Raw genomic sequence first — 23,331 nt, 5'->3', positions numbered from 1 at the left:
GCTGGGATCGGATCCAGTCGAGGGGCGAGAGCGGACGTCCCACGAGCCTGAGACGCGTCGCCCCGCGCGCCCGAAACGCTTGAGGCGCCCCCGAAGGAGCGCCTCGTGTCCGCACTGTTCCTGCTCAGCGGGGTTACTCGTCCTCGTCCTCGTCGTCCAGCCGGGCCAGCCACGTCGCCAGCCGCTCCACCGGTACCTCGAAGTCCGGGTTGAGGTCGACGAACGTCCGCAACTGTTCGGCGAGCCACTCGAACGTGACCTCTTCCTCGCCGCGCCGCTTCTCCAGTTCCTCGATGCCGCGGTCGGTGAAGTACATGGGGCTGCTCTCCTGCGTAGGTGTCGGCGATGGACGGGTTACCAGCCTAGACGCGCGCGTAGGCGCCGGAGGAGGCACTGCGGGCCCGTCCCCGAGTCGTTCGGGAACGGGCCCACAGGTCGGGCGATGTCAGAGGCTCACGCCTCGAACACCTCACGCACCAGCTGCTCCTGCTCCGCCTGGTGCCGCTTCGCGGAGCCGACCGCCGGGGAGGAGCCGTGCGGGCGCGAGATGCGCCGCAGCCGCTCTCCGTGCGGAATGTCCGCGCCGACCGCCAGGTCCAGGTGGTCGATCAGGTTGAGGGCGATGAAGGGCCATGCGCCCTGGTTCGCCGGCTCCTCCTGGGTCCACAGGTACTTCTCGGCGTTCGGGTACTTGGCGATCTCGGCCTGGATCTCCGTACCGGGCAGGGGGTACAGGCGCTCGATGCGGATGATCGCCGTGTCCGTGACACCGCGCTTCTGACGCTCGGCGTCGAGGTCGTAGTAGACCTTGCCGGTGCAGAAGACGACCTTCTTGACCGCTGCCGCGTCGACCGTCGAGTCGCCGATGACCGGGCGGAACTGCCCCGAGGTGAACTCCTCCGTCTTCGACGCGGCGGCCTTGAGGCGCAGCATCGACTTCGGGGTGAAGATGACCAGCGGCTTGTGGTGCGGGTTGTGCACCTGCCACCGCAGGAGGTGGAAGTAGTTCGACGGGAGGGTCGGCATCGCGACCGTCATGTTGTTCTGCGCGCACAGCTGGAGGAAGCGCTCGACGCGGGCCGAGGAGTGGTCCGGGCCCTGGCCCTCGTAGCCGTGCGGGAGCAGGAGCGTGACGCCGCTCGTCTGGCCCCACTTCTGCTCCGCCGCCGAGATGTACTCGTCGACGATCGTCTGCGCGCCGTTGACGAAGTCGCCGAACTGCGCCTCCCACAGCACGAGCGCGTCGGGCCGGGCCAGCGAGTAGCCGTACTCGAAGCCCATGACCGCGTACTCGGAGAGCAGGGAGTTGTAGACGTTGTAACGGGCCTGCTCCTCGGCGAGGTACTGGAGCGGGGTGTGCTCCTCGCCGGTCTCGCGGTTGATGAGGACCGCGTGACGCTGGCCGAAGGTGCCGCGCTGGGAGTCCTGGCCCGACAGACGGACCGGGGTGCCCTCAAGGAGCAGCGAACCGACGGCCAGGGTCTCGCCCATGCCCCAGTCGATCGTGCCGTCCTCGACCATCGACGCCCGGCGCTGGAGCTGCGGCAGCAGACGCGGGTGGACGTGGAAGGTGTCGGGGATGTTGACCTGGGACTCGGCGATCCGCTTGACGGTCTCCGAGGAGATCGCGGTGCTCACGGCGACCGGGAACTCGGCCTGCGGGTCCGAGACGGGCCCGGCGGCCGACTGGGCCGTGACGGCCTCGCGGACCTCCGTGAAGACCTTCTCCAGCTGGCCCTGGTAGTCCTGCAGGGCCTGCTCGGCCTCTTCCAGGGTGATGTCGCCGCGACCGATGAGGGACTCGGTGTACAGCTTGCGCACCGAGCGCTTCTTGTCGATCAGGTCGTACATCAGCGGCTGGGTGAAGGCCGGGTTGTCCGACTCGTTGTGACCGCGGCGGCGGTAGCAGATGAGGTCGATCACCACGTCCTTGTTGAACGCCTGGCGGAACTCGAAGGCCAGGCGCGCGACGCGCACCACCGCTTCCGGGTCGTCGCCGTTCACGTGGAAGATCGGGGCCTCGATCATGCGCGCCACGTCCGTGGCGTACATCGACGAGCGGGAGGACTCCGGGGCGGCCGTGAAGCCGACCTGGTTGTTGATGACGATGTGGACCGTGCCGCCGGTGCGGTAACCCCGCAGCTGCGACATGTTCAGGGTCTCGGCCACCACGCCCTGGCCCGCGAAGGCCGCGTCACCGTGCAGGGCGACCGGCAGGACCGTGAAGTCCGTGCCGCCCTTGTTGATGATGTCCTGCTTGGCGCGGACGATGCCCTCGATGACCGGGTCGACCGTCTCCAGGTGGGAGGGGTTCGCGGCCAGCGAGACCTTGATCTGCTCGCCGTCCAGGCCGGTGAAGGTGCCCTCGGCGCCCAGGTGGTACTTGACGTCGCCGGAGCCGTGCATCGACTTCGGGTCGAGGTTGCCCTCGAACTCGCGGAAGATCTGCGCGTACGACTTGCCGACGATGTTCGCCAGGACGTTCAGCCGGCCGCGGTGGGCCATGCCGATGACGACCTCGTCCAGGCGCGACTCGGCGGCGGAGTCGATGACCGCGTCGAGCAGCGGGATGACGGACTCGCCGCCCTCCAGGGAGAACCGCTTCTGGCCGACGTACTTCGTCTGCAGGAAGGTCTCGAAGGCCTCCGCGGCGTTCAGCCGGCGCAGGATGCGCAGCTGCTCCTCGCGCTCCGGCTTGGTGTGCGAGCGCTCGATGCGGTCCTGGATCCACCTGCGCTGCTTCGGGTCCTGGATGTGCATGAACTCGACGCCGGTGGTGCGGCAGTACGAGTCGCGCAGTACACCGAGGATGTCGCGCAGCTTCATCAGGGACTTGCCGGCGAAGCCGCCGACCGCGAACTCCCGCTCCAGGTCCCACAGGGTGAGGCCGTGCTCGGTGATGTCCAGGTCGGGGTGCTTGCGCTGGCGGTACTCCAGCGGGTCGGTGTCGGCCATGACGTGGCCGCGGACCCGGTAGGAGTGGATCAGCTCGAAGACGCGGGCGGCCTTGGTGACGTCGTCGTCGTGGCTGGCGTCGATGTCCTTGAGCCAGCGGACCGGCTCGTAGGGGATGCGCAGCGCCTCGAAGATCTCGTCGTAGAAGCCGCTCTCGCCGAGGAGGTAGTTCGCGACGACGCGCAGGAACTCGCCGGAGGCGGCGCCCTGGATGACCCGGTGGTCGTAGGTCGACGTGAGCGTCATGACCTTCGAGATGCCGAGCTTGTTCAGGGTGTCCTGGCTGGTGCCCTGGAACTCTGCGGGGTAGTCCATGGAGCCGACGCCCATGATGACCGACTGACCGGGCATCAGACGCGGGACCGAGTGCACGGTGCCGAGGCCGCCCGGGTTCGTCAGGGAGACCGTGACGCCGGAGAAGTCGTCCATCGTCAGCTTGCCGTCACGGGCGCGGCGGACGATGTCCTCGTAGGCCTGCCAGAACTCGAAGAAGTTCAGCGTCTCGGCCTTCTTGATGCCCGCGACGACCAGCTGACGGTCGCCGTTGGGCTTCACCAGGTCGATGGCCAGGCCGAAGTTGACGTGCGGCGGCTTGACGAGGGTGGGCTTCCCGTCCTTCTCCGCGAAGTGCCAGTTCATCGACGGCATGGCCTTGATGGCCTGCACCATCGCGTAGCCGATGAGGTGGGTGAAGGAGATCTTCCCGCCCCGGGCGCGCTTCAGGTGGTTGTTGATGACGATGCGGTTGTCGAAGAGCAGCTTCACCGGGACCGCGCGCACGGACGTGGCCGTGGGCAGCTCCAGGGAGGCGTTCATGTTCTTCGCGACCGCGGCGGCGGGACCGCGCAGGGTCACGAACTCCGGGCCCTCGGCGCCGGAGCCACCGGTGGCGGCGGGCTTCGCGGCGGCCGGCTTGGCGGCCGGAGCCGGGGCGGCGGCCGGAGCAGCGGCCTTGGCGGGGGCCGGAGCCGCGGCGGCGGGCCTGGCGGCCGCGGGAGCGGTCTCCTGAGCCGGCGCGGGGGCCTGGGCCGGAGCGGCGGGAGCCGGAGCCGCGGAGGGCGCCGGAGCCGATGGGGAGGTGGTCCCTGCGGCCCCCGCGGCCGCAGTACCCGCCGGAGCCGGAGCGGAGGCCGCTCCGGGCTTGTAGTCGGCGAAGAAGTCCCACCAGGCTCGGTCTACCGAATTCGGGTCCTGGAGGTACTGCTGATAGATCTCGTCGACGAGCCACTCGTTCGGCCCGAACGCGGCAGCGGGGTTCTTGCCCGCTTGGTCTGCGTCGGTCGAGATGCTCGAGTTACTGGGGGACTGTGGCGACACGGCGGCAACCGCCCTCTTCCGCTTCTCACAAGGTGATGGACAGCGGGAATAAAGGCTACGCCCCCAAGACCGCGAAGGTCAGGCCGGGCCGGTCCATCGTCGTGTAAGTCACATGAAAGAGCGGGTTTCGCGCGTGGAAATGGCGGGAAACAAGCGGGGTTCCGCAGTGTGAGGCATGCCTGAGGGAAGGGCCCGGCGGGGCCCTTCGCGACGACGGCGCGGCCCTCTGCCTGATCACACGTGTCCGTCAGCGCAGAACAGAGGTGGATCTTGTGGCTCCGGTTCGAACTTTACGTCAACTTGGCAGAGAGGGAAGTCCCGGCAGAGTGACAAGAATCCTGCAGCCACGCTCGGATTCGGCCACCCCGATCCGGCCGCCGTGCAGATCCACCGCCCAGCTCGCGATCGCGAGCCCCAGTCCGGTGCCGCCGTCGCTGCCCGGACCGTGCGGCCGCATGACCTGGCCGCGGTTGAACCGCTCGAAGACGCGGTGCCAGTCCGAGCGCGGAATGCCGGGGCCCTCGTCGAGAACCTCGAGCTCCAGCGACTCGGGCAGCGCCCCGCGCCGCGCCTTGACGGTGACCCTGCCGTGCGGCGGGCTGTGTTTGACCGCGTTGTCGATGAGGTTGGCGACGACCTGGTGGATGCGCTCCGGGTCGGCGTGGGCGGTCAGCTCCGGCGGGGACACGTCGAGGTGCAGATGGACGTCGTTGCGGGTGTGGCTGCCGGACCCGGAGGCGATGCCCGCGCGTGCGGTGGCGACCATGTTGGCCTCCTTCAGCACGCCCGACAGATACGGCCACACCTCGAAACGGCGCTTCTTCAGCGGTACGACGCCGTTGTCCAGCCGGGACAGGTCCAGCAGCGTCTCCACCAGCCGCCCGAGCCGCTCGGTCTGCTTCAGGGCCGTGCGCATGGTCTCGGGGTCGGCCTCGGTGAACCCGTCGACGATGTTCTCCAGCACCGCGCGCAGACCCGCGATGGGTGTGCGCAGCTCATGGGAGACATTTGCCACAAGTTCCTTGCGCTGACGTTCCTGGGCCTCCAGGTCGTCCGCCATGCGGTTGATCGTCTGGGCCAGGTCGCCCAGTTCGTCCCGGCGGTTCTCGCGGACCCGGCGGGTGTAGTCGCCGTGCGAGATGGACCGGGCGACCGCGTTCATGTCGTCCAGTGGCGCGGTGAGCGAATGCGCCACGAACTGCGTAATCAACAGTGTGGCGATCATCGAGAAGACCGTGATGAAGCGCAGCTCGGTGGCTGTGCGCATCGCGATCACCATCAGCCCGGTGGTGATGAGGACCGCGATGACGACCAGCGCGCCCAGCTTCGTCTTGATCGAGAACGGGCTCACGCCGCCCCAGGGCTCCTTGGGGCTTCTCCGGCCGGCCGGACCGTCGCTCATGGCGTCGGGGTCTCCAGGGCGTAGCCGACGCCGTGCACCGTGCGGATCCGTTCGGCACCGATCTTCCGGCGCAGTGCCTTGATGTGGCTGTCGACGGTGCGGGTGCCGGAGGCGTCCGCCCAGTCCCACACCTCGGCCAGCAACTGCTCACGGGAGAGCACCGCGCGCGGGGTGTTCGCCAGACACACCAGGAGGTCGAACTCGGTGGGCGTGAGGTGCACGTCCTCCGAGCGGACCCGCACCCGGCGCTGCGCGTGGTCGATCTCCAGCTCGCCGAGACGCAGGATGCCGGAGCGGGGTGTGGTGGCGGCCAGTGCGGCACGCTCGACCCTCCGCAGCAGGACGTGCACGCGCGCGGCCAGCTCACGCATCGAGAACGGCTTGGTCATGTAGTCGTCGGCGCCGACGCCGAGCCCGACGAGCATGTCGGTCTCGTCGTCCCGCGCGGTCAGCATGAGGACCGGCACCGGACGGGCGGCCTGCACGCGGCGGCAGACCTCCAGACCGTCGAAACCGGGCAGCATGATGTCGAGGATCAGCAGGTCCGGCTGCCAGGCCTCGGCCGTGTCCACCGCCGACGGACCGTCGACCGCTGTTTGCACGAGGAATCCCTCGGCGCGCAGGCGGGTCGCGATGGCGTCGACGATCGTCGGATCGTCCTCGACGACCAGGACCCGGCGCTGTGCGCCCGGAGTGGCCGTCGAACCGTTGTGGGAGGTGTGTGTCTGCTCCATCGCCCGCCCCTGGGGAGTGCTTTCCGGAACCATGTGGGGTGATTCCTTGTCTGCGCATGACTGCGATTGACGCTTGAATGATCGGCGTAGGGAAGCAGAGTACGGGGAGTCATCACAGCTTTGCTATCCAGGTCGGACGGCGAGATGGACGACGTCGGGAACGCCCCGGGCAACGGGGATCTCCTCGGTACGTACCTGCTGGAACCCGGCATTTGCTAGGGATCCCTCAAATTCCGCAGAGGGTCGGGCGGACCACACGGCCAGTACCCCGCCCGGCTTCAACACCCTTGCGCAGCTTGTGAGTCCGGCACGCGCGTAGAGTCCGCCGTTGCCCTCCGTGACCGTCCAGTCGGGTCCGTTGTCGATGTCGAGACACAGCGCGTCGAAAGTGGCGCATGTCTCATTGACGAATCCGACTAGATCCGTTTCCAGAATGTTCGTCCTCGGATCGGCGAATGCCCTGGCCGAGAGCTCGGACAACGGCCCTCGGCGGTGCCAGTCGATGATGGCCGGTTCCCGCTCGACGACCGTGATCCGGCCCCAGCGCGGATTCGCGGCGGCGTGTGCGAGCGAGAAGCCGACACCGAGGCCGCCGATGAGGACGTGCGGGTCCGCGCGGTCGTCGAGCGCGCCGAGTGCCGCGTCGACGAGTAACCGCTCCGACCGGCCGTCGGACGTGTCCATCAGGAAGCAGCCGTTGGCGACGATCTGGAGCAGGTCGCCGTGCCGCCGCAGGACGACCTCGCCGTACGGGCCCTCGCGGCGGTCCAGGACTTCGGGGATGTCGTACGAGGTGGGCATCGGTCCATCCTGGCAGCTACGGCGTCCAGGGCCGGGCTTCTTGAGAAGTGCCTGTGAATCGGGGCCGAGGTGGCGTCGGTCACAGACAGCGAGGGGGTCGGGCGCGAAGGCTGGGGTGAAGCGGAAGGAGCACCTCACCTTGGAACGGACCGTGCCGACAGCTCCTTCCGACGCGACCACGCCTGCCGCGGACGCCTGCTTTCCGGATGCCGCCGGGCTGCTCGACGGCATGCCCCGGCAGCGGAGCGGCACGGTGGTCACCGTCGAGCCGCCGGAAGCGGCGCCGGCGGCCCCGGCCCGCCGGGTGCGCGTCCCCCGCGTGTGGCGGTTGCTCCCCACCCCCACCGGAACACCGTTCACCTTCGGCTACGGCGCCGTCCTGACCGCCGTCTCCCTGGTCGCCGCGCACCTGGACCCCACTCTCGTGCACACCCTGCACCAGGGCTCCAGCACCGATGTCGCGCACCTCGTGCGGACGCCCGTACTGGTGCTGCTCGCCAGCGCGCTCTGGATCGCCGGCGGGATCCTCTCGCCGTACGCCCTCGCCCTCCTGTTCGTCCTCACCGCACTGGAACGGCGGATCGGGGGCGTGCGCACGGCAGGGGTCTTCCTCCTCGGGCACGTGGGGGCGACCCTCGCCACCGAACTCCCCATCGGGCTCGCGGTCCTGGTCGGGCACCTCCCCGCCAGCTCACTGCACCGCCTGGACTACGGCGTCAGCTTCGGCGTGGCCGCGAGCCTCGGCGCGCTGACCGGGCTGCTCAGGCCGTGGCTGCGGTGGCCGTTGCTCGCTCTCTTCACCTGGACGCTGGTGACAGACCTGATCGCCTTCACCGACCCGATGACCAACTGGGGCCATCTGATCGCCCTGGCGATCGGTGTCGCGACCTGGCCGCTGGTACGGCGCCGGCACCGCGCCCGGCAGGTGCCCTCGGCCCGCTAGGGCCTGCCGCACCGCCGGGAAGAGCGAGGAGCGGCAAGGCGTTGTCCGACGTGCGGCCGGAGGGGAGCACCGCAGGCAGCCGCCTCCGGGTTCCCCACGGGCGGCCACGGACGGTCACCCGGCGTCCGGTCCCATGAACTTCGCACTGGTGAGCGGAGCTTGCACATGCCAGCCCAGAGACTCGTACAGAGCCCGCCCCGGCGGCGTTCCCGCGAGGACGCCGGTCCCGGCTCCCTCGGCGGCCGCCGTGGCCTGGAGCGTGCGCATGACGATGCTGCCCAGGCCCCGGCGCCGCTGGGCGGGGGCGGTTTCTATCTGGTCGAAGACGGCGGTCGCACCGGTCGGGGTGACCTGGCCGCGCGCAGCGAGGGAGCCGTCCGGCGCGACGACGAGCAGGCGCGTGACCCGGCCGACGGACCAGGTGCGCATCCGGTAACCGTCCGGGACGGACGTACCCCCGGTCTCCGCCGCCGCGAGCGGGACCGTCATCAGGTAGCCCGGCTCCGGGTCCACCCACCAGCCCTCGCCCAGCCAGCCCCCGACCACCGCCGGGCTCTGGAACACCTTGAGCCACACGCCGGTCCCCGTCACTCCGTCCGCCACCTTGCGCACGACCGTCTCGTCCACGTCGTCGCCCAGCGCATCGAAGACGTGGCGCGACACCTGTGCGGTGAGGCCGACATCCACCGTGAAGCCCCACGGCTCCCGCTGAGGCGGGGCGGCCCCGCGGGACAGGACCCAGCCGTCCACCCATGCCCGTACGATCCCGCTCACGAGACCCCCTGTAATGACTGATGAGCATCTTCGTCTATTACCGTGCTCACGATAGGCGGCGAAGCGCCGATTCCGGCAGTCGTGATCGCCCACAGCGAACAGGGAGTTGGGCGGGGAACATTCGGAGGCTCACGTGCATTGAGTCGGCATAGCTCAACTTGCATGCCGAAGGGGAGATCATGGCTTCGACGTCCACACCGCTCACTCTGCCTGTGCTGCCGCTCGACGACGAGGTCGTGCTGCCCGGAATGGTGGTTCCGCTCGACCTGAACGACGCCGACGTACGCGCCGCGGTGGAGGCCGCTCAGGCCGCTGCCCGCTCGGAAATCGGGAAGCCGAAGGTCCTCCTGGTGCCGCGCATCGACGGGACCTACGCGAGCACCGGTGTGCTCGGCACCGTCGAGCAGGTCGGCCGGCTGGCCGACGGCGACCCGGGCGCTCTCATCCGCGGCCGGGGCCGGGTGAGGATCGGTGCCGGGACGACCGGCCCGGGCGCCGCCCTCTGGGTCGAGGGGACCCGGGTCGACGAGACCGTTCCCGAACCGCTTCCCGGCCATGTCACCGAACTGGTCACGGAGTACAAGGCCCTCGCCACCGCCTGGCTGCGCAAGCGCGGCGCCTGGCAGGTCGTCGACCGCGTCCAGGCCATCGACGACGTCTCCGCCCTTGCCGACAACTCCGGTTACTCGCCCTTCCTGACCACCGAGCAGAAGGTCGAACTCCTGGAGACCGCCGACCCGGTCGTCCGCCTCAAGCTCGCCACCGGACAACTGCGCGACCACCTCGCCGAGCAGGACGTCGCCGAGACCATCGCCAAGGACGTCCAGGAGGGCGTCGACAAGCAGCAGCGGGAGTTCCTGCTCCGCCGTCAGCTGGAAGCCGTACGCAAGGAACTGCGCGAACTCAACGGCGAGCAGGACGGTGAGGAGTCCGACGACTACCGCGCGCGTGTGGAGGCCGCCGACCTGCCGGAGAAGGTGCGGGAGGCCGCGCTCAAGGAGGTCGAGAAGCTGGAGCGGTCCTCCGACCAGTCGCCCGAGGGGTCGTGGATCCGGACCTGGCTGGACACCGTCCTCGAACTCCCCTGGAACGAGCGGACCGAGGACGCGTACGACATCCAGGGCGCCAAGGAGATCCTCGACGCCGAGCACGCGGGCCTGGAGGACGTGAAGGAGCGGATCACCGAGTACCTGGCGGTCCGCAAGCGCCGTAACGACCGCGGACTCGGTGTCGTCGGCGGCCGGCGCGGCGGTGCCGTGCTCGCCCTCGTCGGGCCTCCCGGCGTCGGCAAGACCAGCCTCGGCGAGTCCGTCGCGCACGCCATGGGCCGCAAGTTCGTCCGCGTCGCCCTCGGCGGTGTGCGGGACGAGGCGGAGATCCGCGGACACCGGCGGACGTACGTCGGCGCGTTGCCCGGCCGGATCGTACGGGCCATCAAGGAGGCCGGGTCGATGAACCCGGTGGTCCTGCTCGACGAGATCGACAAGGTGGGCTCCGACTTCCGCGGCGACCCCGCGGCGGCCCTCCTGGAGGTCCTGGACCCGGCGCAGAACCACACCTTCCGCGACCACTACCTGGAGGTCGAGCTCGACCTGTCCGACGTCGTGTTCCTGGCGACGGCGAACGTCCTGGAAGCCATCCCGGAGGCCCTGCTCGACCGTATGGAGCTGGTCCGCCTCGACGGCTACACCGAGGACGAGAAGATCGTCATCGCCCGTGACCACCTGCTGCCGCGTCAGCTGGAGCGGGCGGGGCTCGCCAAGGACGAGGTCGTCATCGACGAGAGCGCCCTGCGCAAGCTCGCCGGCGAGTACACGCGTGAGGCGGGCGTCCGCACCCTGGAGCGGTCCGTCGCGAGGCTGCTGCGCAAGGTGGCGGCCCAGCACGAACTCGGCGAGCGGGAACTGCCGTTCACCGTCACCGACGAGGAGCTCCGCGGTCTGATCGGCCGGCCGCACCACGTGCCCGAGTCGGCCCAGGACCCCGCGGAACGCCGTACGGCGGTCCCCGGTGTCGCCACCGGACTCGCGGTCACCGGAGCGGGCGGGGACGTGCTGTTCGTCGAGGCGTCACTGGCCGACCCGGAGACGGGCGCGGCGGGTCTGACGCTGACCGGCCAGCTGGGTGACGTGATGAAGGAGAGCGCGCAGATCGCGCTGAGCTTCCTCAGGTCGCACGGCGCCGAGCTGGAGCTCCCGGTGGGCGATCTGAAGGACCGGGGTGTGCACATCCACTTCCCGGCGGGCGCGGTCCCGAAGGACGGCCCGAGCGCGGGCGTCACCATGACGACGGCGCTGGCCTCGCTGCTCTCGGGCCGCCTGGTCCGCACGGACGTGGCGATGACCGGTGAGGTCTCGCTGACCGGCCGGGTCCTCCCGATCGGCGGCGTGAAGCAGAAGCTGCTCGCCGCGCACCGCGCCGGGGTGAGCACCGTCATCATCCCCAAGCGCAACGAGGCCGACCTGGACGACGTCCCGGCGGAGGTGCTGGACAAGCTCGACGTCCACGCCGTCACCGACGTCCGCCAGGTCCTGGAGCTGGCGCTGTCCCCGGCGACCGAGGGGGCCGTGCCGGAGGTTCCGGTAGCGGCGTGACGGGCGCTGCCGGATGAAGTGAAGGCCCGGGTTCTCGTGAGGGAGGCCCGGGCCTTCGCCGTACGACGACGGGTCAGCCGTTGGCGAGGTCCTGCACGCGGTCCAGGTCACCGGCGAACTTGTCGTGGTCGCCGACCGTCGGGCCGGAGGAGGTGTACTGCCACATGGTGTACGAGTTCCAGCCGGACGGGAGGGTGCCCGCAGTCGAGGCGTACCGGGCGATCCACAGCGGGTTGGCGGAGAAGCCGCCGTAGTCGCCGGTGCACTGGGTCCACCAGCTGGTGGCCGTGTAGATGACGGCGTTCCGGCCGGTCCGTGCCTCGTACTGGTTCAGGAAGTCACGGATCCAGGCGACCATCGCGCTCTGGCTCTTGCCGAAGCAGGCGTCGCCGTACGGGTTCCACTCGATGTCGAGCGCGCCGGGCAGCGTCCTGCCGTCCTGGGACCAGCCGCCGCCGTGGTCGACGAAGTAGTTCGCCTGCGTTACGCCGCTCGTGGTGTCCGGGGTGGCGAAGTGGTACGCGCCGCGGATCATTCCGACGCCGTAGGCGCCGTTGTACTGCTGGCTGAAGTACGGATTGGTGTAGTACGTCCCCTCGCTCGCCTTGGTGTACGCCCATCGGACCCCGCTGTTCCACAGGGTCGGCCAGGAGACGTTGCCCTGGTAGCTGGCGACGTCGACACCCTCCGTGCGGGCGGCGCGGGTGTCGGAGGGGAAGCCGCCCTGGCCGTCATGCGCTACGACGCCCATTCCCATGTGGGCGGAGCCGCGGGCCGGGGTGGCGGTGGCGTCGAAGGCCTCGGAGGCTTCGGCGAGGCGGGGGAGATGCAGCAGGGAGAACGCGGCGAGCAGGAGTCCGGCGAGGAAGAGGCGCCGGGCGGATATCGGTCCAGGTCTGTGCACGGTCATGGCGTGCCTCCGAAGGCTCGGTGACGCTCGGTGGGGGGTGGGGGAACATGCGGTGCCGTGCCACGACTGGCATGGGCATGCCAGTAGCTGCGCGGTGGAGAAGTTACGAACTCGGGCGAGGGGGTGGGAAGGGGGACCGGAGGCTGCCATTGGTCCAGCCCTGCGAAATACTTACGGAGCTGGGGTGATGGCGCAATTTGGCGGGAACTTCCAGGACCGCGAAATCCGAGGCAGGGGCTGACGTGCACGAAGACGGAAACGACGGCGGGCGCCGGGGTGCGGCCGAAGCGTCGCCGAGCGGTGTGGACCAGCCCGGATTCCTGGCGCTCGAACGGGAGTTGACCGTCCTGCTGCGACGCGCCCGGGCCAACCAGGGGGAGATGGCCCGCGAGGTCCATCCCGACCTGGAGACGGCGGCCTACGGGCTGCTCGTCCGTCTGGATGAATGCGGCCGCCAGCGGGCCACCGAACTGGCCGGCTACATCGGCGTCGGCAAGGCGACCATGTCCCGCCAGCTCCGCGCCCTGGAGGAACTGGGCCTGGTCACTCGCGAACCGGACCCCGCCGACGGGCGCGCCTGGCTGGTCGACCTCACCGAGGAGGGCCGCTCCCGGGTGAAACGCGTCCGGGACGCACGGCGGGCCCGGTACGCGGGCCGGCTGGCGCACTGGGACTCCGACGAGGTCACCGAACTGGCACGGCTGCTGCACCAGCTGAACCGGGGAATGGAGAGGTAGCCGCCGCGCCCCCGTCCGCGCCACGAAGGTGAGCTACGAGATGCCCTCTGGGGCCGAGGCGGCCGGCGGTGAACCGGTGGCGAACCGGCGGGAGACGGTCTCCGCGCCCCCTTCGGCGCCCGCCCGGGCATCCCCTAGGGCTGCCGGGAACCGGTACCCCCGACCGAGCTCGCGACCTGCTCCAGCTCCGCGTACACCACCGTCGCGTCGTCGTGCGTCTTGCTCCGCCGGAGATACGTCCGGGTCTCCGCGTCCGCCCGCTCCAGCTCCCGGACCCGGTCCACCAGCGCCTGCGCCCCTTCCTTCCGTACGAAGGTGAGGCAGTCGCCCCAGTCGCCCTCCCCGAACTTCTCCACCCATCGGGTCGCCCCGTCCGTCATGGCCACCAGGGTGCGGACCGACGAGCGGGGCAGCACTCCCGTCACCGCCCGCCGCGCCACCGCCGGATCCGCCGCCGCCGTGAAGAATCCGCCCTCCTTGTTGCGCAGGCCGGCGTCGATCAGGGCATCCGTGGCCAGAGAGGCGCGGGGGAGGCGGGCGAGGCGGTCGTCCAGATACGGGGTCACCGTGCCGTCCGGGGCCTCCACCAGGAGTGCCGAGTCCGACAGCACCAGGTACTCGACCGTCGACGGGGACCAGCGCGCCATCACCACCGTCGCTTGGGGAGTACGCGGGTGAGAAAGGTCACAGCCCTCGTCGTGGGCCTCCGCCGTGCGCGTGATCGCCCGGGACAACGCCCCGGTCAGCGGAACATCCGGGAGCGAAACGGCCAGTTCGGTCAGCGCCCCGCCCAGCCGTGCCGTGAACCAGGGGACGCTGTGCGGACAGCCCGTCGGACCGTCGGGCGGGGTCACTCCGTCGAGGGCGATCACCGCGCCGCCCCGCCCGGACGCGGGTAGAGCGACGCTCGCGAAGTCCTCGTTGGGGCGGTTCGGATCGCCGGGCTCCGAGACAAGTTCCGTACGCATTCGGCCAGTCTGCACGAGCCCTTCACGATCTTCGCCAAAGAGCGGCAACGGGTGCGGAATTGACGCAGTCGCGCAGGTCAGGCGCCGGGTTTGGGGTGGAATGGTTTGTTCCGGGCGGACGTGCTGGCGAATACTGCCACCGGTCGTGGTCGGCGTCCAACCGGCAAGCCGTGCAGGGTTCGTGCGGGTGCCTCAGGAACTTGCCCGCCAACTCCCCTACGGGGTTCACTCCTTCGGGTGGCGGCCCCGGCGATGCGCGGCCACCGCCCACCGGCGCTGGGAGGGTCGGGAATCGTACCCCGGTGTGCACGCCAGTTGACGGAGCGTCACCACGGGCCCATGGGTTTCACGAGTTCAGGAATGCGAGCAGCGGTGCAGAAGACGCGGCCTCGTCGCACAGGCAAGCAGACGGCCTCCGGCACGGGCGCGGAGCGCACACCCGCCACGCCCGGCGCCCCCGAGACTCCCGTCGGCAAGGGCCGCCCCACCCACGTCCGCACCCGGCTGATTCTCGCCGCCGCCGTCGTGGCCGCCGCCGTCGCCGGAGCCGGTGCCCCTTCCCTGGTCACCGCCTCCGGAGAACTCCACGACTCCCAGGACCTGGTGACCTTCGCCGGACAGACCCAGGACGCGCTCGACCTCGCCCATTCGCTCGCCGACGAACGCGACGAGGTCACCTCCTACCTCGCGGCCGGCCGGCCCAGGACGAAGGCGCCGACCGAGCAGTCGAGCGCCCGCGTGGACCGCCAGGTCGAGGAACTGCGCGCCGACACCGACGTCTCCGCGACCCTGCGCGCCGACCTCGACGACATCGCCGCCGTACGACGGTCCGCGCTCACCGGCAAGAGCACCGCCCTCGAGGCGCACAACGCCTACTCCGCCGCCATCACCCAGCTCCACCGGCTCGCCGAGGAACTGGCCGAGCGGATGCCGGCCCGCGCGGGCTCCGGCACCTACTCCCTCGCCGAACTCGACTCCGCCGTACAGCAGGCCGCCGCCACCCGTGGGCTGCTGCTCGCCGCGCTGAACGTGCCGACGACGACCCAGAGCGTCTACGACCCGATCACCGGCCTCACCAGCACCAAGAAGGTGTCCTCGGCGGCCGACGCCAAGCAGCGCGACGCGCTCAGCGCAGCCGCCCAGCAGGCCCGGCTGCGCTCCGACGCGGGCCTCGCCGACTTCCACGACTCCGCGCCCGCGACCGCCGTGGCGAGCTACGACTCCACGGTCACCGGCCCCGAGGTCAACTCCGCCGACAAGTACCTCGCCGCCCTCACCGACCAGCCCACCCTCTCCACCGGCGACCTGGGCACCAGCACCGCCAAGCTCGACGCGGCCCTCTCCGCCCGCGTCGACCTCATGCGCGGCACCGAGTCCGCGCTCTTCGAGCGCCGGGTCAAGGAGCTCGCCCAGCTGCGCGACGACGACGTCACCGCGCTGGAACTGCGAGTCGCGATCCTCGGCGCGCTGATACTGCTCGCCGTCGGCATCGCCACCGCCATGGCCCGCACCCTCACCCGCCCCCTGTCCGTGCTGCGCCGCGGCTCCGCCCGGCTCGCCGGGGCCGAGGACCCCACCGCCGAGGAAGCGGTCGCCTTCACCGGCCGCAACGACGAGTTCGCGCAGGTCGTCCGTTCCGTCAACGCCCTGCACGCGCACGCCGTCGCCCTCGCCGAGCGGGTCACCACCCTGGAGTCCGACCGCAAGCACCTGGTCGGCCAGCGGCAGAAGATGGCGGACGCCCGCGAGCAGCTCAAGAGTGAACTCGCGGACTCCGGGGCCCAGTTGGAGCGGCTGCGGACCACCATCGGCGCCACCTTCGTCAACCTCGCCCTGCGCACCCTCGGCCTCGTCGAGCGTCAACTCGCGGTCATCGAGGGCCTGGAGGAGCGCGAGCAGGACCCCGAGCGGCTGGCCACCCTCTTCAAGCTCGACCACTTCGCCACCGTCATGCGCCGGCACAGCGAGAACCTCCTCGTCCTGGCCGGTACGGAACACGTGCAACAGAGTGCGGGCCCGGTCCCGCTGGTCGACGTCGTGCGGGCCGCGGTCAGCGAGATCGAGCGCTACGAGCGGGTCCGTATCGCGGCCCTCCCGCCGCACGCCCATGTGGCCGGGTTCGCCGCGGACGACCTCTCGCACCTGCTGGCCGAGTTGATGGAGAACGCCAGCTCGTTCTCCCCGCCCGACCTGCCCGTCGAGGTCTCCGGCTGGCTGCTGGAGAGCGGCGAGGTCATGCTCTCCGTCCAGGACGAGGGCATCGGCATGACCGCCGAGCGGATGAGCACCCTCAACTCCCGGCTCGCCGACTTCGATCCGGAGGCCGCGTACGAGTCGTACGACGAGGGCGACGAGGGGCTCGGCCTCGGCCTGTACGTGGTGGCCCGCCTCGCCCACCGGCACGGCGTGCGCGTGCAGCTGCGCGAGCAGAAGCAGGGAGGCGTGGCCGCGGTCATCGTCCTCCCGAAGACCCTGCTCACCGCCGCCCCCACGTCCGCCGTCCCGGCCGCCGACGGCCCGGTGGGCGACGTGAGCCACTCCTACTCCCTGCCGGGAGCGGACGCGGAGGTCAACTCCAACGTCCTGAGCGGCCGTTCGGGGACCGGCGACCCGCTGGTGACGCTGGCGGAGGAGGCCGTGCGCGAGGCGGCCGTGGACGAGCCGACGGAACACGGCAGGCCGGAGTCCCCCGCCGAGACGACGATGGAGCTCCTCGCCCCGGTGCCGCCGGAGCCGACGGCCGACGAACCCGTCGTGCCCGTCGAGCCCGTCGCGGCCTACGAACCTGTCGCGCCCTACGAACCGTCGAGCTGTACAAGCCCCATGAGCCCCGCGGAACCCGACGGCGAAAGCGGTACGGGTGACACGGGCGGGAACACCGACGGGGAACACGCTCGCGCCGACGAGGAACACACCCGCGCCGACGCGGAGCCCCTGACCGACAAGGGCCTCCCCAAGCGCACCCCGAAGATCACCGCGTCCGCCCCGGCACCCCGTCAGCGCAACAGCGCGGTCGACGCCGACGCCCTCCGCCGCAGGCTGGGTGGCTTCCGCCGGGGGGCGGAGGCAGGCTACCGCGACGTGGCGGTGGAGATCGAGGAAAAGACCGGCGAGACCAGACTGCCGGACACGCACAGCACCGCATCCGAAGAAGTCACGGGGGGCACAGCCGAGGAGGCAAGCAGTTGACCGCGCCCAGTACCTTCGGACTGAGTCGTGAAGCCCGCAATCTCCACTTCCTGCTGACCAATCTCGTCGAGGAGGTACCGGGCGTCCAGTCCGTGGCCGTCGTCTCCTCGGACGGCCTGCTCCTGCTCTCCTCCGACGCCGAGCGGAACGCGGAAGCACGGGAGACACGCGAGGCCAGGCCGTCCGGCCCCCGTGGCTCCGCCGCGGACCTCGCGACCATCGTCTCCGGCATCGGCAGCCTCACTCTCGGTGCCGCGAAGCTCATGGAGTACGGCTCCACGAAGCACACCATGATCGCGATGGACGAGGGCAGCCTCTTCGTGATGTCGATCAGCGACGGTTCGCTGCTCGGCGTTCACGGCTCCGCGGACTGCGACATGAGCGTGGTGGCCTACCACATGGCGTTGTTCGTCGGCCGTGCGGGCCACGTCCTGACCCCCGAACTCCGCAGCGAGCTACGGCAGTCGCTGGAGAACGACGGGACGGGGAGCGCCCGATGACGAACAGGCCCGAGCTCCCGGTCCGCGGCGGCGACCGCAAACCCGCACGGGTGCGGCCGTACTCCCTCACCGGCGGCCGTACCCGCTTCGGTCACGTCCTCCTGGTGGAGACGTTCGTTGCGGCTATCGAAGCCCCCGAGGAGCGCAAGGAGTTGACCAACGGCTCGCTGAGGTCGGTCATGCCGGAGCTGCGGGCCATCGTCGAACTGTGCCGCCGGATGCGCACGGTGGCCGAGATCGCCGCGCTGCTCAAGATGCCGCTCGGTGTGGTCCGCGTGCTCCTCAGCGACCTCGCGGACCAGGGAAAGATCCGTGTGTACGGCACCGGTACCGGTCACGGTACGGGCCGTCCCGACCGCGCTCTGCTGGAAAGGGTGCTGAGTGGACTCCGTCGCCTTTAGGGACCTCGCGTTCGAGGACACCGACGACAACCTGAAGTCCTGGCAGACGGACCGCACCCGGGCCCCCGTCGCCACGAAGATAGTCGTGGCCGGCGGCTTCGGCGCGGGCAAGACCACCCTCGTGGGCACCGTCTCGGAGATCGAGCCCCTCCAGACGGAGGCGCTGATGACCGAGGCCAGTGAGCAGCTCGACGACCTCACCGGCACCCCGGAGAAGGTCACCACCACCGTGGCCATGGACTACGGCCGCATCACGCTCGACGACGACCTGGTGCTCTACCTCTTCGGCACGCCGGGCCAGGAGCGGTTCTGGTTCATGTGGGACGACCTGGTGCGCGGCGCGATCGGCGCGGTCGTCCTCGCCGACACCAGGCGGCTGAAGGACTGCTTCCCGGCGCTGGACTACTTCGAGAGCTGCGGGATGCCGTATGTCGTCGCGGTCAACCACTTCGAGGGCAGTGACCGCTTCGAACCGGAGGACGTGCGGGAGGCGTTGACGATCCCCGCGCACATACCTGTCATGATCATGGACGCGCGAAGGAGGATCTCGGCGATCGAGACGCTCCTGTCCCTCGTCGGCCACGCGCTGGACGTCACCCCCGAGTAGCCCTGGTTAGGAGCCATCACCCGCATGCGGAAGATACTCGTCGTCGGAGCCGGCCAGTCCGGACTCCAGCTCGCCCTCGGCCTCCAGTCGCACGGGTACGAGGTCACCCTGATGTCCAACCGGACGGCGGACGAGATCCGCGCCGGCCGGGTCATGTCGACGCAGTGCATGTTCGACACGGCACTCCAGCACGAGCGCGACCTCCAGCTGAACTTCTGGGAGTCCCAGGCCCCGAAGATCAAGGGACTCGGTGTCTCGGTGGCGGCTCCCGGCTCCTTCGACCCGGGGCCCTCGCAGCGCGCGATCGACTGGCTGGGCACCCTCGACGGGTACGCGCAGTCGGTCGACCAGCGGGTGAAGATGGCCGGCTGGATGGAGACCTTCGCCCAGCGCGGCGGCCAGCTCGTGATCCACGGCGCGGCCGTCGGCGACCTCGACTACTTCTCCCGCACGTACGACCTCGTGCTGGTCTCGGCGGGCAAGGGCGAGCTGGTGTCGATGTTCGCCCGCGATCCCGAGCGCTCTCCGTACACCCAGCCGCAGCGCGCCCTCGCCGTCTCCTACGTCCACGGCCTGGGCCCGCGCCCCGAGCACCCGGACACCGAGGCCGTCCGCTGCAACCTCGTCCCCGGGGTCGGCGAACTGTTCGTCATGCCGACGCTCACCACCTCCGGGCGCGCCGACATCCTGTTCTGGGAGGGCGTACCCGGCGGCCCGCTCGACGTCTTCAACGGCGTCAAGGACCCGGCGGAACACCTCTCCCTGACCCTGCGGCTCATGGAGACGTTCCTGCCCTGGGAGTACGCCCGGGCCACGAAGACCGAACTCACCGACGCCGGCGCGACGTTGGCCGGCCGGTACGCGCCCACAGTGCGCAATCCGATAGGCCGCCTGCCCGGTGGGGGACTGGTCCTCGGCGTCGCCGACGTCGTCGTCGCCAACGACCCGATCACCGGGCAGGGCTCCAACTCCGCTTCCAAGTGCGCCGCTTCGTATCTCGCGTCGATCCTCGACCAGGGGGAGAAGGAGTTCGACGAGGCCTGGATGCGGGCGACGTTCGAACGCTACTGGGACACCGCCCGGCACGTCACCAAGTGGACGAACGCGATGCTCGCGCCGCCGCCGGAGCACATCCTGAACCTGATCGGCGCGGCCGGGCAGCTGCAGCCGGTGGCGGACCGTTTCGCCAACGGCTTCGACGACCCGGCCGACTTCGAGAACTACTTCTACGAGCCCGAGAAGACGGGGGCGTACCTCGCGTCGGTGGCGGGGGCCTGACCGGCCTCGTCCGGGCGTACGGCACCGAGGAGCGGGTGGGACGCGATCGGGGACACCTTGATCTTCTCGCCCGTTCTCGGGGCCTCGATGACCTCTCCCTGCCCCAGGTAGATCGCCACGTGGGTCGCCTCCGGGAAGTAGATCACCAGGTCTCCCGGGCGCAGGTCCTCCAGGTCGATCCTCGGGAGCCGCGCCCACTGTTCCTGGCTGGTCCTCGGGATCGCGGTGCCCGCATGTGCCCAGGCCTGGGACGTCAAGCCCGAGCAGTCGTACGTCTTCGGGCCCTCCGCGCCCCATTCGTACGGCTTCCCGAGCTGGCGGCGGGCGTACTCCAGGGCCTTCTCGCCCTCCCGTGACGGCTCCCGGTCGTCGTCGCCGAGGGCGCCCGAAGCGGTCAGCTCCTGCTGCGCCTTCTGAACGCCCTGCTCCTCGAACTCGGCCAGCCTGGTGAGCTGTTCGGCGGTGAGGGAGGCGAGCAGCCCGGCCACGTCGTCGAGCCTGTCCCGTACGTCGTCCCGGTCCTTCTTCTGCCGGGCCGCGAGGGTGAGCTGGTCGTCGAGCGCCCCGCGTGCCCTGCGGGCGAGTTCGTCGGCCCGGTGCTCGGTGCCGGTGAGACGGCCGACGGTGTCGGCCCGCTCCTTCGCCAACTGGCCGATGACATGGCCCTGGTCGAGGGCGTGCTGGGGGTCACGGGCGAGGAGGAGGCGGACGTACGGCGAGATGTCGGTGCTGTTCTGGTACTGCTGCCGGGCCAGCCGCCCCGCGGCCCCCCGGCTGTCGTGCAGGGAGAGACGGGCCTCGGTGAGCGCGGAGTCCAGCCGGGTCAGCTCGGCGCGCTTGAGCCTCAGCTTCTCCTCGGTGGCGTTGTAGGTCTCGGTGGCCTTCTCGGCCTCCCGGTACAGCCGCTGAAGGTCCGTCAGCAGGTCGGCCACGGAGCGTTCGCGCGGCTCCGGCTCCGGTACGGCGGCCGCGGGCAGCGGTGCGAGGACCGTGCCGGCCACCACCGCCGCCGTACACACCAGACGCAGAAGCCTTCCTGACACGTCATCACCTCCCGCGCGGAGCAGCCCCTCTGGTCCGCACGGCGAGCATCAGGCGGCGTCCGGGTTTTCGCGCGCCGGGTGTGGGCGGTTCGGCGCAACGTCGTCACCCGTCGGTGGAGTTCTGCCCGGCGTCCGGCCTGTCGGGTTTGGACCAGGGCCACTTCAGGCCGCCGTCCGCCTTCCCCTCCCCTGCCTCACCTCCGGCGGAGTACTCGTACTTCCACCCCGTCTGGATCCCCAGCCTCCTGGTGTGCCCCCTCGGCGCGCGCTTGTACACCAGCACGGTGGGCGGGCCGCCGGCCGCATCGGGGACGGGGATGCGGTACGTCTTCGGCGGCTGCCCGGTCGGTCCCAGCAGCACGGGCAGCACCCGGCCGTCCATGGGGCCGCCCTCGAAGGGGGTGTCTTCGCTCTTCACGGCACCAGTGTCAGCCATCCGCCGCGAGGGCCGTGACCAGCGCGGCGGTCTGCGGGTCACGGTTCGCTGTCACCGTGAGAACGGCGGCGAACTGCTCCACCAGCCAGTCCCGCAGCTCCTCCACCGGGGGCTCCTTGCCCTCGTCGAGCCAGATCAGGGAGGCCGCCTCCACGGCCGTGATCCACATCCGCACGGTCATCCGCAGCCGCAGACCGGGTTCGGCGACGCCGAGGTGGCTGAGGATGTGCTCGGCGGCGGCCCGTCGTACGCCGTCGACGATGGCGGTGGTCCGGGACGTCCCGACGACGCTGCCGCCCTGGAGCAGGGCGCTGAAACCGGCGTCGTGCTGGTCGACGAAGGCGAGGTAACGGTCGAGGGCACGGGAGAGCCGGGGGAGGAGGGGGCCGTCGCGGGGCTCGTCGAAGCAGTCCTGGAGCTCTTCGGCGGCGGACCGCAGCGCGGCCTCGTACAGCTGCTGCTTGCCACCGGGGAAGTACCGGTACACGAGGGGGCGGGAGACTCCGGCCGCCTCCGCCACGTCGTCGAGGGAGACGTCCTCGGGGACGCGGTGCGCGAAGAGTGTGAGGGCGGCTTCGAGGAGCTGGCTTCGGCGCTCCTCGACACCGAGTCTCCGATAGGCGGGCGCGGCAGGGGTCATGGGTGCAGCGTAGTCGGCGCCTGCGGGCGCGTCGTGGCTGGTCGCGCAGTTCCCCGCGCCCCTAAAAGGCGTGACTGCACCCACCCAGGGGCGCGGGGCTGTGACATCAGCGGCTCCGCCGCGGGGCGCGACCAGCCCCCACCGGCCCGCACCCGACGATCAGGCCAGCAGTCCCGACGACCTCCACAGCCGTCGCCCGACACCCCGCAGCACCCCGATGTCGTCCAGGAAGTCGGTCAACCGCCGAGCGCCCGTCTGCATGACCTCCCTCCGATGCCCGCTGCCGCGAACCTGCGCCAGCGCCTCCCGCTGGTCGAGGCCCACGTTCGTGTACACCTCCGGGTTCACGAAGGCCACGGAGAACACCCGCGCGAACTCCCCGGAGGTGACCCGCGTGAACTCCTGCGACCAGCGCGGAGCCGTGACCATCTGCCGCCGCAGCTCCTCGCGGGCGTACCGCACGTGCCGGGCCTCCTCCACCACGTGGATCCGTGTCACGCCCCGGATCAGCGGCTGCACGCGCTCGTCCGGGAACGTCAGCCGCTGCATCCAGTCGAGGACCTCCTCGCCCAGCAGCGTCGCCGTGAAGGACCCCGGCGTCGTGGAGATGGTCTTGAACAGCCGCCCGAGCCGCTGATGGGCCGGGCTCACCGGATACCAGGGCGTACCGCCCCGCGAGATCAGCCGCGCGAACATCTTCGAGTGCCGGCACTCGTCCTCGATCTCGGTGAGCGCGTACCGCACATGGGCGCTCGTGGCCGCCTTGTCGTAGATATGACGGACCAGCAGCTGCATGAGGATCAGCTCGAACCAGATCCCCAGCGAGGCCAGCGCCGCGGCCTCGTGCTGCGACAGCAGGATCCGCTGCTCCTCGCTCATCCGACGCCACATCGGGGTGTCGTAGAGCGAGACCAGTTCCGGCGGCCAGAACCACTTGCCCTCCTCGAAGGGCGCGTCCCAGTCCAGTTCCCTGTCCGGATCGAAGGAGTGCTTCGCGGAGGAGTCGAGCAGCCGCTGGGCCACCTGCTCCCGGTCCTTGAGCAGACCGAGCGCGTCACGCAGCCCTGCGAGCGCGTCGACTTCTGTCAGACTCGTCATGGCT

At 70.4% G+C, this 23,331-nt stretch carries 20 protein-coding genes; 8 read left to right on the top strand and 12 right to left on the bottom strand.

Annotation, left to right across the window (positions count from 1 at the left end):
* Window positions 1-133: 133 nt before the first annotated feature.
* The 5 genes from ACFYRX_RS00820 to ACFYRX_RS00800 all read right to left on the bottom strand — a co-directional run bounded on the left by ACFYRX_RS00820 (window position 134) and on the right by ACFYRX_RS00800 (window position 7,209).
* Entirely contained in the window at window positions 134-316 is a 183-nt protein-coding gene (locus ACFYRX_RS00820) for a DUF6104 family protein (RefSeq protein WP_003961784.1), read from the bottom strand.
* A 137-nt stretch (window positions 317-453) separates the two neighbouring features.
* A complete protein-coding gene (locus tag ACFYRX_RS00815; RefSeq protein ID WP_389095360.1) occupies window positions 454-4,272 on the bottom strand; it encodes a multifunctional oxoglutarate decarboxylase/oxoglutarate dehydrogenase thiamine pyrophosphate-binding subunit/dihydrolipoyllysine-residue succinyltransferase subunit in 3,819 nt (1,272 codons plus the stop codon).
* A 295-nt stretch (window positions 4,273-4,567) separates the two neighbouring features.
* Entirely contained in the window at window positions 4,568-5,674 is a 1,107-nt protein-coding gene (locus ACFYRX_RS00810) for an ATP-binding protein (protein WP_389095358.1), read from the bottom strand.
* On the bottom strand, window positions 5,671-6,408 hold the full coding sequence (locus ACFYRX_RS00805) for a response regulator transcription factor (RefSeq protein WP_352390195.1): 738 nt from the start codon (window positions 6,406-6,408) through the stop codon (window positions 5,671-5,673). Before ACFYRX_RS00805 ends, ACFYRX_RS00810 begins: the two co-directional genes overlap by 4 nt.
* Before the next feature lie 123 nt (window positions 6,409-6,531).
* Window positions 6,532-7,209 carry a spermidine synthase gene (locus ACFYRX_RS00800; protein ID WP_389095356.1) on the bottom strand — a complete coding sequence of 226 codons (678 nt, stop codon included), beginning with the start codon at window positions 7,207-7,209 and terminating at the stop codon, window positions 6,532-6,534.
* Between the two features lie 139 nt (window positions 7,210-7,348).
* On the opposite strand from ACFYRX_RS00800, the gene ACFYRX_RS00795 reads away from it, so the two are divergent.
* Window positions 7,349-8,152: a rhomboid-like protein gene (locus ACFYRX_RS00795; RefSeq protein WP_389095354.1), complete on the top strand. Its 804-nt coding sequence runs from the start codon at window positions 7,349-7,351 to the stop codon at window positions 8,150-8,152.
* Between the two features lie 114 nt (window positions 8,153-8,266).
* On the opposite strand, the gene ACFYRX_RS00790 is transcribed toward ACFYRX_RS00795, so the two are convergent.
* Entirely contained in the window at window positions 8,267-8,926 is a 660-nt protein-coding gene (locus tag ACFYRX_RS00790; RefSeq protein WP_389095352.1) for a GNAT family N-acetyltransferase, read from the bottom strand.
* 179 nt (window positions 8,927-9,105) lie between these two features.
* Here ACFYRX_RS00790 and lon point away from each other — a divergent pair, with 179 nt between their 5' ends.
* Window positions 9,106-11,520, top strand: coding sequence for an endopeptidase La (gene lon, locus ACFYRX_RS00785; RefSeq protein WP_389095350.1), 2,415 nt, complete (start codon window positions 9,106-9,108; stop codon window positions 11,518-11,520).
* 73 nt (window positions 11,521-11,593) lie between these two features.
* Here the strand turns inward: lon and ACFYRX_RS00780 are convergent, their stop codons facing one another.
* The gene (locus ACFYRX_RS00780; RefSeq protein WP_389095348.1) at window positions 11,594-12,430 is read right to left on the bottom strand and encodes a lysozyme; all 837 of its coding nucleotides are present in this window, start codon (window positions 12,428-12,430) and stop codon (window positions 11,594-11,596) included.
* 242 nt (window positions 12,431-12,672) lie between these two features.
* On the opposite strand from ACFYRX_RS00780, the gene ACFYRX_RS00775 reads away from it, so the two are divergent.
* Window positions 12,673-13,167 (top strand): MarR family winged helix-turn-helix transcriptional regulator, encoded by a 495-nt coding sequence (locus tag ACFYRX_RS00775; protein ID WP_389095346.1) that lies wholly within the window; start codon window positions 12,673-12,675, stop codon window positions 13,165-13,167.
* 134 nt (window positions 13,168-13,301) lie between these two features.
* On the opposite strand, the gene ACFYRX_RS00770 is transcribed toward ACFYRX_RS00775, so the two are convergent.
* Window positions 13,302-14,135, bottom strand: coding sequence for a hypothetical protein (locus ACFYRX_RS00770; protein WP_389095344.1), 834 nt, complete (start codon window positions 14,133-14,135; stop codon window positions 13,302-13,304).
* Window positions 14,136-14,507: 372 nt separating this feature from the next.
* Here ACFYRX_RS00770 and ACFYRX_RS00765 point away from each other — a divergent pair, with 372 nt between their 5' ends.
* The 5 genes from ACFYRX_RS00765 to ACFYRX_RS00745 are packed head-to-tail and all read left to right on the top strand — an operon-like array spanning window position 14,508 to window position 20,110.
* Complete coding sequence (locus ACFYRX_RS00765; RefSeq protein WP_389095342.1) at window positions 14,508-17,324, top strand: nitrate- and nitrite sensing domain-containing protein; 2,817 nt, start codon at window positions 14,508-14,510, stop codon at window positions 17,322-17,324.
* Complete coding sequence (locus ACFYRX_RS00760; protein WP_389095340.1) at window positions 17,321-17,824, top strand: roadblock/LC7 domain-containing protein; 504 nt, start codon at window positions 17,321-17,323, stop codon at window positions 17,822-17,824. The genes ACFYRX_RS00765 and ACFYRX_RS00760 overlap by 4 nt, the downstream gene beginning before the upstream one ends.
* Window positions 17,821-18,225, top strand: a complete 405-nt coding sequence (locus tag ACFYRX_RS00755) for a DUF742 domain-containing protein (RefSeq protein WP_389095338.1) — start codon at window positions 17,821-17,823, stop codon at window positions 18,223-18,225. Before ACFYRX_RS00760 ends, ACFYRX_RS00755 begins: the two co-directional genes overlap by 4 nt.
* Window positions 18,206-18,832 (top strand): ATP/GTP-binding protein, encoded by a 627-nt coding sequence (locus ACFYRX_RS00750; RefSeq protein WP_389095336.1) that lies wholly within the window; start codon window positions 18,206-18,208, stop codon window positions 18,830-18,832. Before ACFYRX_RS00755 ends, ACFYRX_RS00750 begins: the two co-directional genes overlap by 20 nt.
* Window positions 18,833-18,856: 24 nt before the next feature.
* Window positions 18,857-20,110, top strand: coding sequence for a styrene monooxygenase/indole monooxygenase family protein (locus ACFYRX_RS00745; protein ID WP_389095334.1), 1,254 nt, complete (start codon window positions 18,857-18,859; stop codon window positions 20,108-20,110).
* Here the strand turns inward: ACFYRX_RS00745 and ACFYRX_RS00740 are convergent.
* The 4 genes from ACFYRX_RS00740 to ACFYRX_RS00725 form a co-directional block, all read right to left on the bottom strand.
* Entirely contained in the window at window positions 20,059-21,153 is a 1,095-nt protein-coding gene (locus ACFYRX_RS00740; protein WP_389095332.1) for a C40 family peptidase, read from the bottom strand. The two genes, ACFYRX_RS00745 and ACFYRX_RS00740, sit on opposite strands and share 52 nt — an antisense overlap.
* 103 nt (window positions 21,154-21,256) lie before the next feature.
* The gene (locus ACFYRX_RS00735; protein ID WP_389095330.1) at window positions 21,257-21,571 is read right to left on the bottom strand and encodes a hypothetical protein; all 315 of its coding nucleotides are present in this window, start codon (window positions 21,569-21,571) and stop codon (window positions 21,257-21,259) included.
* 10 nt (window positions 21,572-21,581) lie between these two features.
* On the bottom strand, window positions 21,582-22,229 hold the full coding sequence (locus ACFYRX_RS00730; RefSeq protein ID WP_389095328.1) for a TetR/AcrR family transcriptional regulator: 648 nt from the start codon (window positions 22,227-22,229) through the stop codon (window positions 21,582-21,584).
* A gap of 159 nt (window positions 22,230-22,388) precedes the next feature.
* On the bottom strand, window positions 22,389-23,327 hold the full coding sequence (locus ACFYRX_RS00725; protein WP_389095326.1) for a diiron oxygenase: 939 nt from the start codon (window positions 23,325-23,327) through the stop codon (window positions 22,389-22,391).
* Window positions 23,328-23,331 lie beyond the last annotated feature (4 nt).

The sequence above is a fragment of the Streptomyces sp. NPDC005374 genome, from assembly GCF_042872225.1.
GTDB lineage: Bacteria > Actinomycetota > Actinomycetes > Streptomycetales > Streptomycetaceae > Streptomyces.
This window is presented reverse-complemented; position numbering and strand designations above follow the sequence as displayed.

Bases quoted from the DNA above. Each gene is read 5' to 3' on its own strand.
- ACFYRX_RS00820 (WP_003961784.1), bottom strand. From the start codon at position 316: ATGTACTTCACCGACCGCGGCATCGAGGAACTGGAGAAGCGGCGCGGC.
- ACFYRX_RS00810 (WP_389095358.1), bottom strand. From the start codon at position 5,674: ATGAGCGACGGTCCGGCCGGCCGGAGAAGCCCCAAGGAGCCCTGGGGC.
- ACFYRX_RS00805 (WP_352390195.1), bottom strand. From the start codon at position 6,408: ATGGAGCAGACACACACCTCCCACAACGGTTCGACGGCCACTCCGGGC.
- ACFYRX_RS00800 (WP_389095356.1), bottom strand. From the start codon at position 7,209: ATGCCCACCTCGTACGACATCCCCGAAGTCCTGGACCGCCGCGAGGGC.
- lon (WP_389095350.1), top strand. From the start codon at position 9,106: ATGGCTTCGACGTCCACACCGCTCACTCTGCCTGTGCTGCCGCTCGAC.
- ACFYRX_RS00780 (WP_389095348.1), bottom strand. From the start codon at position 12,430: ATGACCGTGCACAGACCTGGACCGATATCCGCCCGGCGCCTCTTCCTC.
- ACFYRX_RS00770 (WP_389095344.1), bottom strand. From the start codon at position 14,135: ATGCGTACGGAACTTGTCTCGGAGCCCGGCGATCCGAACCGCCCCAAC.
- ACFYRX_RS00755 (WP_389095338.1), top strand. From the start codon at position 17,821: ATGACGAACAGGCCCGAGCTCCCGGTCCGCGGCGGCGACCGCAAACCC.
- ACFYRX_RS00745 (WP_389095334.1), top strand. From the start codon at position 18,857: ATGCGGAAGATACTCGTCGTCGGAGCCGGCCAGTCCGGACTCCAGCTC.
- ACFYRX_RS00730 (WP_389095328.1), bottom strand. From the start codon at position 22,229: ATGACCCCTGCCGCGCCCGCCTATCGGAGACTCGGTGTCGAGGAGCGC.
- ACFYRX_RS00725 (WP_389095326.1), bottom strand. From the start codon at position 23,327: ATGACGAGTCTGACAGAAGTCGACGCGCTCGCAGGGCTGCGTGACGCG.